The sequence below is a fragment of the Streptomyces sp. NK15101 genome, assembly GCF_020400725.1.
In the GTDB taxonomy this organism is placed as follows: Bacteria; Actinomycetota; Actinomycetes; order Streptomycetales; family Streptomycetaceae; genus Streptomyces.
The window spans coordinates 111,673-124,591 of record NZ_JAINVG010000010.1; the positions used below are offsets into that span (position 1 = coordinate 111,673).

Sequence of the window (12,919 nt, forward strand, 5' to 3'; positions counted from 1 at the left end):
GGGATCGCTCGGGCATCGCGGGCGGTCCGGAGGGATGAAGAAGGGCCCGGGGCGGTTTCGCACCACCCCGGGCCCCGTCCCGGCCCGGTCAGCTCATGAACTTCTTGAACTCGTCCGGGAGCTCGAAGTCCTTGGGCGTCTGCCCCGCCGCCGGGAGGCCGAACGCGCCGCCCGCCTGCGCCTGCTCACGGCGCGCGGCCGCGGCCTGTTCCTCGGCCTTCCGCTTCATCGGGTTGCCGCTCTTGCGCTTGCCCTTGGCCTGCTTGACCTGCTTCTTCTGCCGGCCGGGGCCGCCGCCCATGCCCGGGATGCCCGGCATCCCCGGCATGCCGCCGCCCTGCGCCATGCGGGACATCATCTTGCGGGCCTCGAAGAACCGCTCGACCAGGCCCTTGACCGCGCTGACCTCGACGCCGGAACCCTTGGCGATACGGGCGCGCCGGGAGCCGTTGATGATGGTCGGGTCCTGGCGCTCGGCCGGGGTCATCGACTTGATGATGGCGCCGATGCGGTCGACCTCGCGCTCGTCGATGTTGGCGATCTGCTCCCGCATCTGGCCCATGCCGGGCAGCATGCCGAGCAGCTTGGAGATGGAGCCCATCTTGCGGACCTGCTCCATCTGGGCCAGGAAGTCGTCGAGCGTGAAGCCCTCGCCCTTCTTCGAGGCGAGCTTCGAGGCCATCTTGGCGGCCTCTTCCTCGTCGAAGGTCTGCTGCGCCTTCTCGATGAGGGAGAGCATGTCGCCCATGCCGAGGATGCGGGACGCCATGCGGTCCGGGTGGAACGCGTCGAAGTCGTCCAGCTTCTCGCCGTTGGAGGCGAACATGATCTGCTTGCCGGTGACGTGCGCGATGGAGAGCGCGGCACCACCGCGGGCGTCGCCGTCGAGCTTGGAGAGGACCACGCCGTCGAAGCCGACGCCGTCGCGGAAGGCCTCGGCGGTGTTGACCGCGTCCTGGCCGATCATGGCGTCGACGACGAAGAGGACCTCGTCGGGGCTGACGGCGTCGCGGATGTCCGCGGCCTGCTGCATCAGCTCCTGGTCGATGCCGAGACGGCCGGCGGTGTCGACGATGACGACGTCGTACAGCTTGGTCCGCGCGTACTCGATCGAGTCCTTCGCGACCTGGACCGGGTCGCCGACGCCGTTGCCCGGCTGCGGGCCGTAGAAGGCCACGCCGGCGCGGTCGGCGACGACGGAGAGCTGCGTGACGGCGTTGGGGCGCTGGAGGTCGCAGGCGACGAGCAGCGGGGAGTGGCCCTGGCTCTTCAGCCAGAGACCGAGCTTTCCGGCGAGGGTGGTCTTACCGGCACCCTGGAGACCGGCGAGCATGATCACGGTCGGCGCGGTCTTGGCGAACCGCAGACGGCGGGTCTCGCCGCCGAGGATCGAGATCAGCTCGTCGTTGACGATCTTGATGACCTGCTGGGCGGGGTTGAGGGCCTGGGAGACCTCCGCGCCCAGCGAGCGCTCCTTGACCTGCTTGATGAAGGCGCGGACGACCGGCAGGGCGACGTCCGCTTCGAGCAGCGCGATACGGATCTCGCGCGCGGTGGCGTCGATGTCCGCCTCGGACAGACGGCCCTTGCCGCGGAGGTTCTTGAAGGTCGCTGCAAGGCGGTCGGAGAGGGTATCGAACACGGCGGTCGCGGATCCTCGGTGTCGGGGGCGGTCGGATTGCCCTCCAGGGTATCGGGCCGCTCGAAGTATGTGCCCCCGCCCGCCGGATCCGGCGGGCGGGGGCGGTGCGGCCCGGGGTTTCAGCGCAGCGCCTCCTCCAGCGCGCGGGCCAGGTCGATCGCCTCCTCGTCGGGGAGGAGGGAGCCGTCCGGACGGGTCACGTACAGGGTGTCGACGGCGTTGGCGCCCAGGGTGGAGACGTGGGCGCTCCGCACCCGCACCGCCGCGCCCTCCAGGGCGCGGCCGATGCGGTGGAGGAGGCCGGGGGCGTCCTGGGCGCGGACCTCGATCACGGTGGCGAGGCGGGAGTCGGCCGCGGCGACGGTGACGCGGGGCGGCGGGGCGGTGAGGCCCCGGCGGCGGGGGTAGGCGGCCTCGCGTTCGGCGAGGCGGGCGGGGATGTCGAGGGAGCCGTCGAGGGCGCGGACGAGGTCGGCGCGGAGCCGGGTGGCCTCGGGCAGGGAGCCGTACTCGGCGGCGACGCGCCAGTCGAGGACGAGGACGGAGCCGGAGCCGAGGCCGGTGGGGAGTTCGACGGCGCGGAGGTCGGCGGCGCGGACGGTGAGCCGGTGGAGGGCGAGGACGCCGGCGACGGCGGGGAGGACGCCGGGCTGGTCGGGCAGGGCGATGAGGAGTTCGACGCCGACGGGCTCGGGTCCCTCGGGCTCGGTTCCTTCCGGCTCCGCGGCGACGGGCTCGGTGTGCAGGGCCAGGACCGGTTCGCCGGTGCGCAGGGCCTCGATCGCGAGGCGTTCCTGTTCGGCGCTGGGTGCCGCGGCCTCGGGGTCGGGCAGGGGTTCGCCCGCGAGGACGCCGGCGACCCGTTTGACGAGGTCGGCCACGAGCGAGGCGCGCCAGGAGGACCAGGCGGCGGGGCCGGTGGCGAGGGCGTCGGCCTCGGTGAGGGCGTGCAGGAGCTCCAGGGTGCCGAGGGTGCCGACGGCGCCGGCGACGGACTGGACGGTGGCGGGGTCGTCGAGGTCGCGCCGGGTGGCGGTCTCGACGAGGAGCAGGTGGTGGCGGACGACGGTGGCGATGACGGCGGTGTCGGTGCGGTCGAAGCCGATACGGGCGGCGAGGTCGCGGGCGATGGTCTCGCCGGCGACGGAGTGGTCGCCGGGCCAGCCCTTGCCGATGTCGTGGAGGAGGGCGGCGACGAGGAGGAGGTCGGGGCGGCCGACGCGGCGGGTGAGCGAAGAGGCGCGTACGGCGGTCTCGACGAGGTGCCGGTCGACGGTCCAGGTGTGGACGGGGTTGCGCTGGGGCCGGCAGCGGACGCGCTCCCAGTCGGGCAGGAGCCGGGTGACGAGCCCTTCGGCCTCCAGGGCCTCCCAGACGGGGACGGTGGCCTCGCCCGCGCCCAGCAGGGTGACGAGTTCCTCGCGGGCCTCGGCGGGCCAGGGCACCGGGAGGGGTCTGGCGGCGGCCGCGAGGCGGCGCACGGCGTGCAGGGAGATCGGGAGGGCGGACTGGGCGGCCGCGGCGGCGGCCCGCAGGGGCAGGACGGGGTCGCGTTCCGGCCGGGCGCTGCGGGCGAGGACGGCCTCGCCGTCCATCTCGACGACGCCCTCGGCGAGCGGGGTGCGTTCCACGGGGGGTTTCGCGCCGCCGCTCCGGCTCAGGAGGCTCCTCAGCCGGGCCGGGCGGGCGGAGCGGGCCTTGAGGACGCGGTTGACCTCGCGCCAGGTGACGTCGGTGGCGTACGAGATGGTCCGGGCGGCCTCGTACACCTCGCGGAGCAGGGTGTCGGCGTCGAGGAGGCCGAGTCCGGCGGCGACGGCGTCCTGTTCCTGGAGGGCGAGCCGGTCGGTGGCGCGGCCGGTGACGAGGTGGAGGGCGTCACGGGCGTCGAGGAGACGGCGGCGGGCGACGTCGAGGCCTTCGCGGGGGGCGTCGGCGAGCCAGGAGGCGGCGACGGCGCGCAGGACCTGGGCGTCGCGGAGTCCGCCCCTGGCCTCCTTGAGGTCGGGTTCGAGGAGGTACTGCAGCTCCCCCACGCGTTCGGCGCGCTCCCGGCAGAGGGCGTCGAGTTCGGGGAGGCGCCGGGGGGCCTGGTTGCGCCAGTCGGCGAGGACGGTGGTGCGCAGGGCGGCGACGAGGCCGGCGTCGCCCGCGACGGTCCGGGCGTCCAGGAGGCCGAGGTGGACCTTGAGGTCCTCGCCCGCGGTGGCGCGGGCTTCGGCGGGGGTGCGGACGGAGTGGTCGAGGGCGAGGCCGAGGTCCCAGACGGGGTACCAGATCCGGTCGGCCAGGGCGGCGACGGCGGCCTTGTCGGCGGTGCCGTCGTGGAGCAGGAGGAGGTCGAGGTCGCTGCGCGGGGAGAGTTCGGCGCGCCCGTAGCCGCCGACGGCGACGAGGGCGGTCCCGCGGGGCGGTGCGGCGGCGGCGAAGAGGCCGGCCAGCCAGTCGTCGGTGAGCCGGGCCAGGGCGGCACGGCGCGGCGGCCCGGCCTGTTCCTTCTCCTGGAGGAGGAACAGCCGGGCCGCCGCGTAACCGCCGGGTCCCGATTCTTCGGTCGTGTCGCTCGTGTCGAGGTTCGTCACCCGGCGGCTCCCATCCGTGCTTACAGTGCGTCCGGACCGCGTTCGCCGGTGCGGACCCGTACGGCGGTCTCGACCGGCACGCTCCACACCTTGCCGTCTCCGATCTTGCCGGTACGGGCGGCCTTCACGACGACGTCGATGAGCTGTTCGGCGTCCTCGTCCTCGACGAGGACCTCGATGCGGATCTTGGGGACCAGGTCGACGGTGTACTCGGCGCCCCGGTAGACCTCGGTGTGGCCGCGCTGGCGGCCGTAGCCGCTGGCCTCGGTGACGGTGAGGCCGTGCACGCCGAACGCCTGGAGGGCCTCCTTGATCTCGTCGAGCCGGTGCGGCTTCACGACCGCGGTGATGAGCTTCATGCGTCCACCTTCTTGTTCTCGCTCAGGACGGGCGTCGCCACGGCGGTGCTGCGCCCGGTGACGCCCCCGCCGGCTCCGCTGAAGTCGTACGCGGTCTCGGCGTGCTCGACCTGGTCGATGCCGGAGACCTCGTCGTCCTCGCTGACCCGCATCCCCATCGTCTTGTCGATGATCAGGGCGAGGACCGCGGAGGCGATCAGAGAGTAGGCGAGGACCGCGAAGACGCCGACGGCCTGCTTGCCGAGCTGGTCCAGGCCGCCGCCGTAGAAGAGGCCCTTGGCGTCGGACTGGACGCCGCCGGTGGCGAAGAAGCCGACGAGGAGGGAGCCGACGATGCCGCCGACGAGGTGGACGCCGACGACGTCGAGGGAGTCGTCGTAGCCGAACTTGTACTTGAGGCCGACGGCCATGGCGCACAGGAGGCCGGCGATCGCGCCGATGGCGATGGCGCCGAGCGGGGAGCAGGAGCCGCCGGAGGGGGTGATGGCGACGAGGCCGGCGACCGCGCCGGAGGCGGCGCCGAGGGTGGTGAAGGAGCCGTGGCGGATCTTCTCGTACCCGAGCCAGGCGAGCATGGCGGCGGCGGTGGCGACCTGGGTGTTGACGAACATCACGGCGCCGACGCCGTCGTCGTTGCCGAGCCAGGAGCCGGCGTTGAAGCCGAACCAGCCGAACCAGAGGAGACCGGCGCCGAGCATGACCAGCGGGAGGCTGTGCGGGCGCATCGGGTCCTTCTTGAAGCCGACGCGCTTGCCGATGACGAGGATGACGCCGAGGGCGGCGGCGCCGGCGTTGATGTGGACGGCGGTGCCGCCGGCGAAGTCGATGACGCCCATCTCGAAGAGCCAGCCGCCCGCGCCCCAGACCCAGTGGGCGACGGGGAAGTAGACGATCGTGACCCAGAGGGTGATGAAGAGGGCCCAGGCGGTGAACTTGACGCGGTCGGCGAGGGCGCCGCTGATGAGGGCGGGCGTGATGATCGCGAACATCAGCTGGAAGACGGCGAAGACGTAGACCGGGATGGTGTAGCCGTCCCAGAGCTCGGTGATGCCGATGCCGCTGAGGCCGACGTACTCGGAGGACCAGCCGATCAGCGAGCCCGAGTCGGTGCCGAAGGCGACGCTGAAGCCGAAGAGCACCCAGAGGACCGTGACGATCCCGAGGCTGATGAAGCTCATCATCAGCATGTTGAGGGTGGACTTGACGCGGACCATGCCTCCGTAGAAGAAGGCGAGTGCCGGGGTCATCAGCATGACCAGGGCGGAGCAGATGAGCATGAACCCGGTGTTGGCGGCAGACAGCTCGGGGGCGTCTGCTGCCAGGGTCGTGATGGCTGGAGCCATCGGCGTCTCCTCGTCGTCGAATGCGGCCTGTGCGGGGCGGGGCCGGGGAGCGTCCGGCCCTGAGGGGTGGCCGGTTATGAGCCAGAGATTCGCGCAGCGCGGTTTCCGACGATGCCGCTCGATGTTTCGCGGCGGTGACGAAGGGGTGGGGCGTGTTACGCAGCCGTGAACGGCCGTGTCGCGACGGGGGAACGGCTACGGGCCGTGCCCGGGGAACGGACGGGCCACGCCGAGGAGACGCCGCGGGCCGTGCCCGGGGGAAACGAACCGGCCGCGCCGGGCGTCCGTGTGACCTTGCGGCGGGGGAGCCGAGTCGGGCTTTACGGGACGGCCGGCGCGGCCGGGGACTGTGCGGGCCCCGGAGCGGGGCGGGGGCGGGGCGGGAGCGGGGCCCGGGAGGGGTCAGACCGCTTCGGCGGCCTCGGGGAGGAGCTGGGTGAGCCGGTCGGTGAGCCGGACGACCTCGGCGACGTCGCTGTAGTTGCGGGCGGCGTGGTCGACGGTCTTGCGGAGCCGGGTGTTGACCCGCTCGGAGCGGATGCTGCGGGCGACTCCGAGGGCCTTCTCGGCGAGGACCACGGACTGCTCCGGCTCGCGCTTGAGGAGGTGGACGGTGGCCATGCCGATCAGGTTGAGCGCGTACGACCGCTGGTGGTCGGGGTCCTTCTCGAAGAGCTCGACGGCCCGCTCCATGACGGGTTCGGCGAGCGAGGCGTAGGTCGGGGAGCGGCCGGCGACGTAGGCGAGGTCGCGGTAGGAGTGGGAGTTCTCGCCGTTGAGCTCGGCCTCGGAGAAGAAGCCGATCCAGTCGGGCTCGGGCTCGCCGTCGAGGCCGGCGTCGGCGAAGGTGTCCTCGGCCATCCGGACGGCCCGCTTGCACTTGGAGGGCTGCCCCATGTTGGCGTAGGCGCGGGCCTCCATCGCATACAGCATGGCCTGGGTGCGGGCGGTGGCGCAGTCCCGACTGCCGTACTGGGCGAGGTGGATGAGTTCGAGGGCGTCGTCGGGCCTGCCGAGGTGGATCATCTGGCGGCTCATGGAGGAGAGGATGTACGAGCCGAGGGGCTTGTCGCCGGCCTCCTTGGCGGCGTGCAGGGCGAGCACGAAGTACTTCTGGGCGGTCGGCTGGAGGCCGACGTCGTAGCTCATCCAGCCGGCGAGCTCGGCGAGCTCGGCCGCGCAGGTGAAGAGGCGCTTGGCGGTGGCGGCGGGCTGGGTCTCCTGGAGGAGGTCGGTGACCTCGTGGAGCTGGCCGACGACGGCCTTCCGGCGCAGTCCGCCGCCGCACTGGGCGTCCCACTTGCGGAACATGGCGGTGGTGGACTCAAGGAGGTCGAGCTCGACCTCGGAGAGCCGGTGGGGGCGGCGGGGGTCCACGAGGGGCTCGGGGCGCTCGGTGTCGCCGGCGGGGGTGGGGACGAGCCAGCGCTGCATCGGTTCGATGAGGGCGGGTCCCGCGGCGAGCTGGAGGGAGGAGCCGAGGAAGCCCCGGCGGGCGAGCATGAGGTCGCTGCGGGAGAACTCGCTGAGCAGGGCGACGGTCTGCGGGCCGGCCCACGGCAGGTCGACGCCGGAGACGGAGGGCGACTGGTGGGCGGTGCGCAGTCCGAGGTCCTCGATGGCGACCACGGAGCCGAAGCGCTCGGAGAAGAGCTCGGAGAGGATCCGCGGGATCGGCTCGCGGGGCTGCTCGCCGTCGAGCCAGCGGCGCACCCGCGAGGTGTCCGTGGAGATGTGGTGCGCGCCCATCTGGCGTGCCCTGCGGTTCACCTGGCGTGCCAGTTCGCCCTTGGACCAGCCGCTGCGCACGAACCACGAACCCAGCTGCTCGTTCGGGCGCTTGCCGGCAGTCGTACCGTCTGCGCCGTTGCCGCTCACTGGAACGCCCCCATCCACCTGATTACCTGTCGTCCGAACCCCTATCAGAATGCCGCCTCTCGCGGCACCCGTCCGACGTTCATACTCCTTCGAACTGGAAACCGGGTTGCCTCCGGCATACCCACGCGTGCAAGCGGACCCGGGGTTCGAGTACCGAAAGTAATCCTACGATCACCCCTCCACGAGGGCGATTCAAGAAACGCCACCATTCGCCACCCCTTCGAATGAACTCGCCACGCGCGGAACGCGATTCACTTGACATGCGACGAACCGGAGTCGGCGGACGGGAGCGCGGAGAGGCGTGCGCCAGGGTCCGCACCACCCCACTCACGACCGTGCGCCACATTCGGCGACGGACCGTGACGAAGGGTGACGACGGTGCTCCGGGTCGTAACCACCGGCGCGCTCGACCCGTTGGAGGGGGCATGGGTTTCACGATCGGCGGCATTCGTGAGATGCGGTCCGGCGCACGCCGCCGCGTACGCACCACGGAGTGCACAGCGGTGGCCGAGTACACGGGACTTTGGGGCTGGGACGTCGTCCCCGGCGCGCGGGCCGTCTCCGGCCAGTGCTCCTGCGGGGACCCGGCCTGCGCCGCCCCGGGCGCGCACCCCCTCTCCTTCGCGGAACCGGTCCCGGCGGGCGCCGGCCTCGACGTCGCCACCAAGGCGTGGTCCGAGTACCCGGGTGCGGCGCTGCTCCTCCCGGTCGGCCGGGCCTTCGACGTGATCGAGGTCGCCGAGGCCGCGGGCCGGCGGGCGCTGGTGCGCCTGGAGCGCATGGGGCTGCCGCTGGGCCCGGTGTGCGCGACCCCGACCGGCCGGGCGCGGTTCTTCGTGGCGCCGGGTGCGGCGGCCGAGCTGCCGCAGCTGCTGTACCGGATGGGCTGGGACGACGCCGATCTGGACCTGCACTGTCTGGGGCCCGGCTCCCACGTCACCGCTCCCCCGTCGGACCTGGGCGGGCTCGGGCCGGTGCGCTGGCTGCGGCCGCCGACACTGGACACGGCGGGCGCGCCCCCGCAGGCCCGGCTGCTGCTCGGCACCCTGGCGTACATCTGCCACCGGACGCACTTCTAGACGCGCGTGAGGGCCCCCGCCACCAGGTGGCGGGGGCCCTCACGCGTGCGCGCGGACCGCGGGTCAGTCGCCGATCAGGGCGTCGACGAAGGCGCCCGGCTCGAAGGGCGCCAGGTCGTCCGGGCCCTCGCCCAGGCCGACCAGCTTGACCGGGACGCCCAGCTCGCGCTGGACGGCGACGACGATGCCGCCCTTGGCGGTGCCGTCGAGCTTGGTGAGCACGATGCCGGTGATGTCCACGACCTCGGCGAAGACGCGGGCCTGGATCAGGCCGTTCTGGCCGGTGGTGGCGTCGAGGACGAGGAGCACCTCGTCGAGCGGGCCGTGCTTCTCGACGACGCGCTTGACCTTGCCGAGCTCGTCCATGAGGCCGGTCTTGGTGTGGAGCCGGCCGGCGGTGTCGATGAGGACGACGTCGGCCTTCTCGGCGATGCCCTCCTTGACCGCGTCGAAGGCGATCGACGCCGGGTCGCCGCCCTCCGGTCCGCGCACCGTCCGGGCGCCGACGCGCTCGCCCCAGGTCTGGAGCTGGTCGGCGGCGGCGGCGCGGAAGGTGTCGGCCGCGCCGAGGACGACGGACTTGCCGTCGGCGACGAGTACACGGGCCAGCTTGCCGGTGGTGGTGGTCTTGCCGGTGCCGTTGACGCCGACGACCATGACCACGCCCGGGGTGTCCTCGGGGCTCTCGGTCCTCACCGTGCGGTCGAAGTCGCCGAGGAGGGTGACGAGCTCCTCGCGGAGCAGGCCGCGCAGCTCGTCGGGGGTGCGGGTGCCGAGCACCTTGACGCGCTCGCGCAGCCGGTCGACGAGCTCCTGGGTGGGCGCGACGCCGACGTCGGCCGTGAGGAGGGTCTCCTCGATCTCCTCCCAGGTGTCCTCGTCGAGGTGCTCGCGGGACAGGAGCGTGAGCAGCCCCTTGCCGAGCGAGTTCTGGGAGCGGGCGAGCCGGGCCCGGAGCCGCACGAGCCGGCCGGCGGTCGGCTCGGGCACCTCGATCTCGGGAGCCTCGGGCTCCACGACGAGCGGCTCCTCGACGAGCGTGGCACCGGAGGGCTCGGTGGGGAGTTCGACCTCCTCGACCGTGCGGCGTGGTTCCTCCCGCGGTGTCTCCGCCTCCTCGCCGACGTGCGGTTCGGCGGGCGGAGCGGTGATGGTCGGCGTGGTGGACGGCGGCTCGGCCGGCGGCAGCTGCTTCTTCTTGCGACCGCTGATCACGAGCCCGCTCGTCACGGCGACCGCGACGACCAGAGCGATGACTACAGCAAGGATGAGTTCCATAACGCTCCCAGTATGGCGTGACCTCGCCCGCGTCCCCTCGTTCTCCCCGCCGGGGCACGGACCTCCGGGCCGGGCCGGTCCGCCGTTCGGCCGAGCGCCGACCGGAAGCCCCTCGGGCCGGAGTCACGACGGGTCCGGTACCGGATCCCGTTCAGACGCGCGAGGCGTACCCGAAGGGTGGGCCGGCCCCTTCTGTGGTTCGACGCGCCCTTTGCTCGGTGTGGCACGAATGTACGATGTTTCGCCTCCCCCCCATTCGTACGGAGTACCCCCATGCCCCACGACGCCTCCGAAGCCGCAGGCGCGACGCACGACGGCGCGATGGAGACCCGCGGTCTCGAACCCGTCCCCGACGCCGAGCGGACCGGCCGGGTCCGCGAGCTGTTCCCGACCTGGGTCGCGGCCAACATCAGCGTGCTGCTGCTCACGATGGGCGCCGGTCTGATCGTCTTCAACGGCCTGAACTTCTGGCAGGTCCTGACGGTGGCGGTCGCCGCGCCGGTCCTCTCGTACGGGATCGTCGGACTGATCTCGATCGCGGGGAAGCGCGGCGGGGCGCCCGGCATGGCGCTGTCGCGGGCCGTGTTCGGTCAGCGCGGAAACCTTTTTCCCGGTGCGCTGATCTGGGTGGCCCGCTGGGGCTGGGAGACCATCAACGCGGTCACCGGGGCCTACGCGGTGCTGACCGTCCTCGACCTGCTCTTCGGCGTGAAGTCGAACACGCTCCTCATCGTGGTGACCCTGCTGCTCTTCGTGACCTGCACCTTCCTGGTCTCGGGCCTCGGCATCAACGCGCTGCGGGCGTGCAGCAAGTGGTCGACGTACCTCTTCGGCGCCTTCTCCGTGCTGGTCCTGGTCTACCTGGTGGCCGACACCGACTGGTCGGCGGTCTTCGACAAGCCGGCCGGTTCGACGGCGATGACGGTCGCGGGCATCGGCACGATCGCGGCCGGCGGCATCAGCTGGGTGCCCTCGGGCCCCGACTTCACGCGCTACCTGCCCCGGACGGCCTCCTCGCGGGCGATGGTCGGCTCGACGATCGGCGGCGCGGGCATCGTGGTGCTCCCGATGGTGCTGATGGGCGCGGTGATGGCGGTGTCCACACCGGACCTGGCCTCGGCTCAGGACCCGGTCTCCTTCATCGGCGAGCTGCTGCCGGCGTGGATCTCCGTGCCGTACCTGGTGATCGCCCTGATCGGGATGCTGCTGATCAACTCGATGTCGATGTACTCGGCCGGGTTCACCGCGCAGACCCTGGGCATCAAGGTGTCGCGTGCGGCGGCGGTGAGCGTGAACGCCCTGATCAGCCTGGTCTTCGGTTTCCTCCTGATGGTCGTGGCGACCAGCTTCATCGGCTCGTTCATCTCCTTCCTCACCCTGCTCGCGGTGGCGTTCTCGGCGTGGATCGGCGTCTTCGGCGTGGACATGCTGCGCCGGAGGTCGTACGACGCGGCGGCGCTGATGGACACGACGAGGACCAGCGCCTACTGGTACCGAGGCGGTTTCGCCTGGCAGGCGATGACGGCGTGGGCCGTGGCACTGGCTGTGGGCCTGCTGTTCACGAAGGTCGACTGGTTCTCCGGTCCGCTCGCCTCGTCCTGGATCGGCGAGAACGGTCTGGGCTGGGCGGCGACGACCGTGGTCGCCGGCGCGCTGTACGCGGTGCTGCCGCGCACCCCGGAGAAGGCGCCGGCGGCGCCCGCCGAAGTGCGCGAGACCGTTTCCATCTGACGCTTCGTCAGATAACGTCCCCCTTCCGCACACCCGCGAAGGGGGACTTCCCATGCCGTTCAGCGTCGTACGGTTCAACCTCGTCGATCCCCGTGCGACCCCGGACTCCCTCTCGGAGCGCTACCGGGCCGCGCTCGCCATGGCCGCGTACGCCGACGAGCACGGCGTCGACACCGTGCAGACCGAGGAGCACCACGGGGTCGAGAACAACTGGCTGCCCTCCCCCTTCGCCTTCGCGGGCGCGGTCTTCGGCGCGACGCGCAGGATCGCGGTCACCGTCTCGGCGATCATCGGCCCGCTGCACGATCCGCTGCGCCTGGCCGAGGACATCGCGGTCCTGGACCTGCTGAGCGGGGGCCGGCTCGTGACGGTGGCCGGGATCGGCTACCGGCCGGAGGAGTACGAGGAGCGCGGGGTCGACTGGGGACGGCGCGGCAAGCTCCAGGACCTCCTCCTGGAGACCCTGCTCGCTGCCTGGACCGGGGAGCCGTTCACCCATCAGGGCCGTACGGTACGGGTCACCCCACGGCCCTTCACCCGGCCGCACCCGATGCTGCTGGTGGGGGGTTCCTCGCGGGCGGCGGCGCGGCGGGCGGCCCGGCTCGGGCTGCCGTTCTTCCCGAGCGCGCACCTGCCGGAGCTCGAGGAGTACTACCGGGAGCGGTGCGCGGAGTACGGCACGGAGGGCTGGACGATGATGCCGGCCGAGGAGACCCCGCTGCTGCACCTGTCGGAGGACCCGGGCCGGACCTGGGCCGAGTACGGCGGGCACTTCCTGCACGAGGCGCGGACGTACGCCTCCTGGCAGTCGAAGGACATCCGCTCGGCGGTGCGGTCGACGGCGACGACGGTGGCGGAGCTGCGGGCGGAGGGGGTGTACCGGGTGGTCACCCCGGAGGAGTGCCTGGCGCTCGGCCTGGAGAGCCCGGTGCTGCACCCGCTGTGCGGCGGGATGCCGGTCGAGGAGGGGTGGCGGAGCCTGCGGCTGTTCTGCGAGGACGTGCTGCCGCGGCTCGCGGCGTGAAAC

The 12,919-nt window shown here is 72.4% G+C and carries 9 protein-coding genes; 3 read left to right on the forward strand and 6 right to left on the reverse strand.

All coding sequences use genetic code 11. The annotated features are described in order from the left end of the window. Positions 1–88: 88 nt before the first annotated feature. From ffh to K7G60_RS08295, 5 genes are all read right to left on the reverse strand, one after another. Entirely contained in the window at positions 89–1,642 is a 1,554-nt protein-coding gene (gene ffh / locus K7G60_RS08275; RefSeq protein ID WP_225800149.1) for a signal recognition particle protein, read from the reverse strand. Between the two features lie 119 nt (positions 1,643–1,761). Next, positions 1,762–4,224, reverse strand: coding sequence for a [protein-PII] uridylyltransferase (locus K7G60_RS08280; RefSeq protein ID WP_225800150.1), 2,463 nt, complete (start codon positions 4,222–4,224; stop codon positions 1,762–1,764). A gap of 20 nt (positions 4,225–4,244) precedes the next feature. Continuing rightward, positions 4,245–4,583, reverse strand: a complete 339-nt coding sequence (locus K7G60_RS08285) for a P-II family nitrogen regulator (protein ID WP_015036464.1) — start codon at positions 4,581–4,583, stop codon at positions 4,245–4,247. Continuing rightward, on the reverse strand, positions 4,580–5,926 hold the full coding sequence (locus K7G60_RS08290) for an ammonium transporter (RefSeq protein WP_225800151.1): 1,347 nt from the start codon (positions 5,924–5,926) through the stop codon (positions 4,580–4,582). The genes K7G60_RS08285 and K7G60_RS08290 overlap by 4 nt, the downstream gene beginning before the upstream one ends. A 402-nt stretch (positions 5,927–6,328) precedes the next feature. Continuing rightward, complete coding sequence (locus K7G60_RS08295) at positions 6,329–7,804, reverse strand: hypothetical protein (protein ID WP_225800152.1); 1,476 nt, start codon at positions 7,802–7,804, stop codon at positions 6,329–6,331. Positions 7,805–8,229: 425 nt separating this feature from the next. Here K7G60_RS08295 and K7G60_RS08300 point away from each other — a divergent pair, with 425 nt between their 5' ends. Further along, positions 8,230–8,883, forward strand: a complete 654-nt coding sequence (locus tag K7G60_RS08300; protein ID WP_225800153.1) for a bifunctional DNA primase/polymerase — start codon at positions 8,230–8,232, stop codon at positions 8,881–8,883. 63 nt (positions 8,884–8,946) lie between these two features. Here the strand turns inward: K7G60_RS08300 and ftsY are convergent, their stop codons facing one another. Then, on the reverse strand, positions 8,947–10,161 hold the full coding sequence (gene ftsY / locus K7G60_RS08305; protein ID WP_225800154.1) for a signal recognition particle-docking protein FtsY: 1,215 nt from the start codon (positions 10,159–10,161) through the stop codon (positions 8,947–8,949). A gap of 273 nt (positions 10,162–10,434) precedes the next feature. On the opposite strand from ftsY, the gene K7G60_RS08310 reads away from it, so the two are divergent. Together K7G60_RS08310 and K7G60_RS08315 are read left to right on the forward strand one after the other, a co-directional pair. Then, on the forward strand, positions 10,435–11,892 hold the full coding sequence (locus K7G60_RS08310; RefSeq protein WP_225800155.1) for a cytosine permease: 1,458 nt from the start codon (positions 10,435–10,437) through the stop codon (positions 11,890–11,892). 52 nt (positions 11,893–11,944) lie between these two features. Beyond that, positions 11,945–12,916, forward strand: a complete 972-nt coding sequence (locus K7G60_RS08315) for an LLM class flavin-dependent oxidoreductase (RefSeq protein ID WP_225800156.1) — start codon at positions 11,945–11,947, stop codon at positions 12,914–12,916. Positions 12,917–12,919: the final 3 nt, after the last annotated feature.

Excerpts from the sequence above, each read along its gene's own strand:
- K7G60_RS08315 (WP_225800156.1), top strand. The coding sequence starts at position 11,945 with ATGCCGTTCAGCGTCGTACGGTTCAACCTCGTCGATCCCCGTGCGACC.
- ftsY (WP_225800154.1), bottom strand. The coding sequence starts at position 10,161 with ATGGAACTCATCCTTGCTGTAGTCATCGCTCTGGTCGTCGCGGTCGCC.
- K7G60_RS08290 (WP_225800151.1), bottom strand. The coding sequence starts at position 5,926 with ATGGCTCCAGCCATCACGACCCTGGCAGCAGACGCCCCCGAGCTGTCT.
- K7G60_RS08285 (WP_015036464.1), bottom strand. The coding sequence starts at position 4,583 with ATGAAGCTCATCACCGCGGTCGTGAAGCCGCACCGGCTCGACGAGATC.
- K7G60_RS08310 (WP_225800155.1), top strand. The coding sequence starts at position 10,435 with ATGCCCCACGACGCCTCCGAAGCCGCAGGCGCGACGCACGACGGCGCG.
- K7G60_RS08300 (WP_225800153.1), top strand. The coding sequence starts at position 8,230 with ATGGGTTTCACGATCGGCGGCATTCGTGAGATGCGGTCCGGCGCACGC.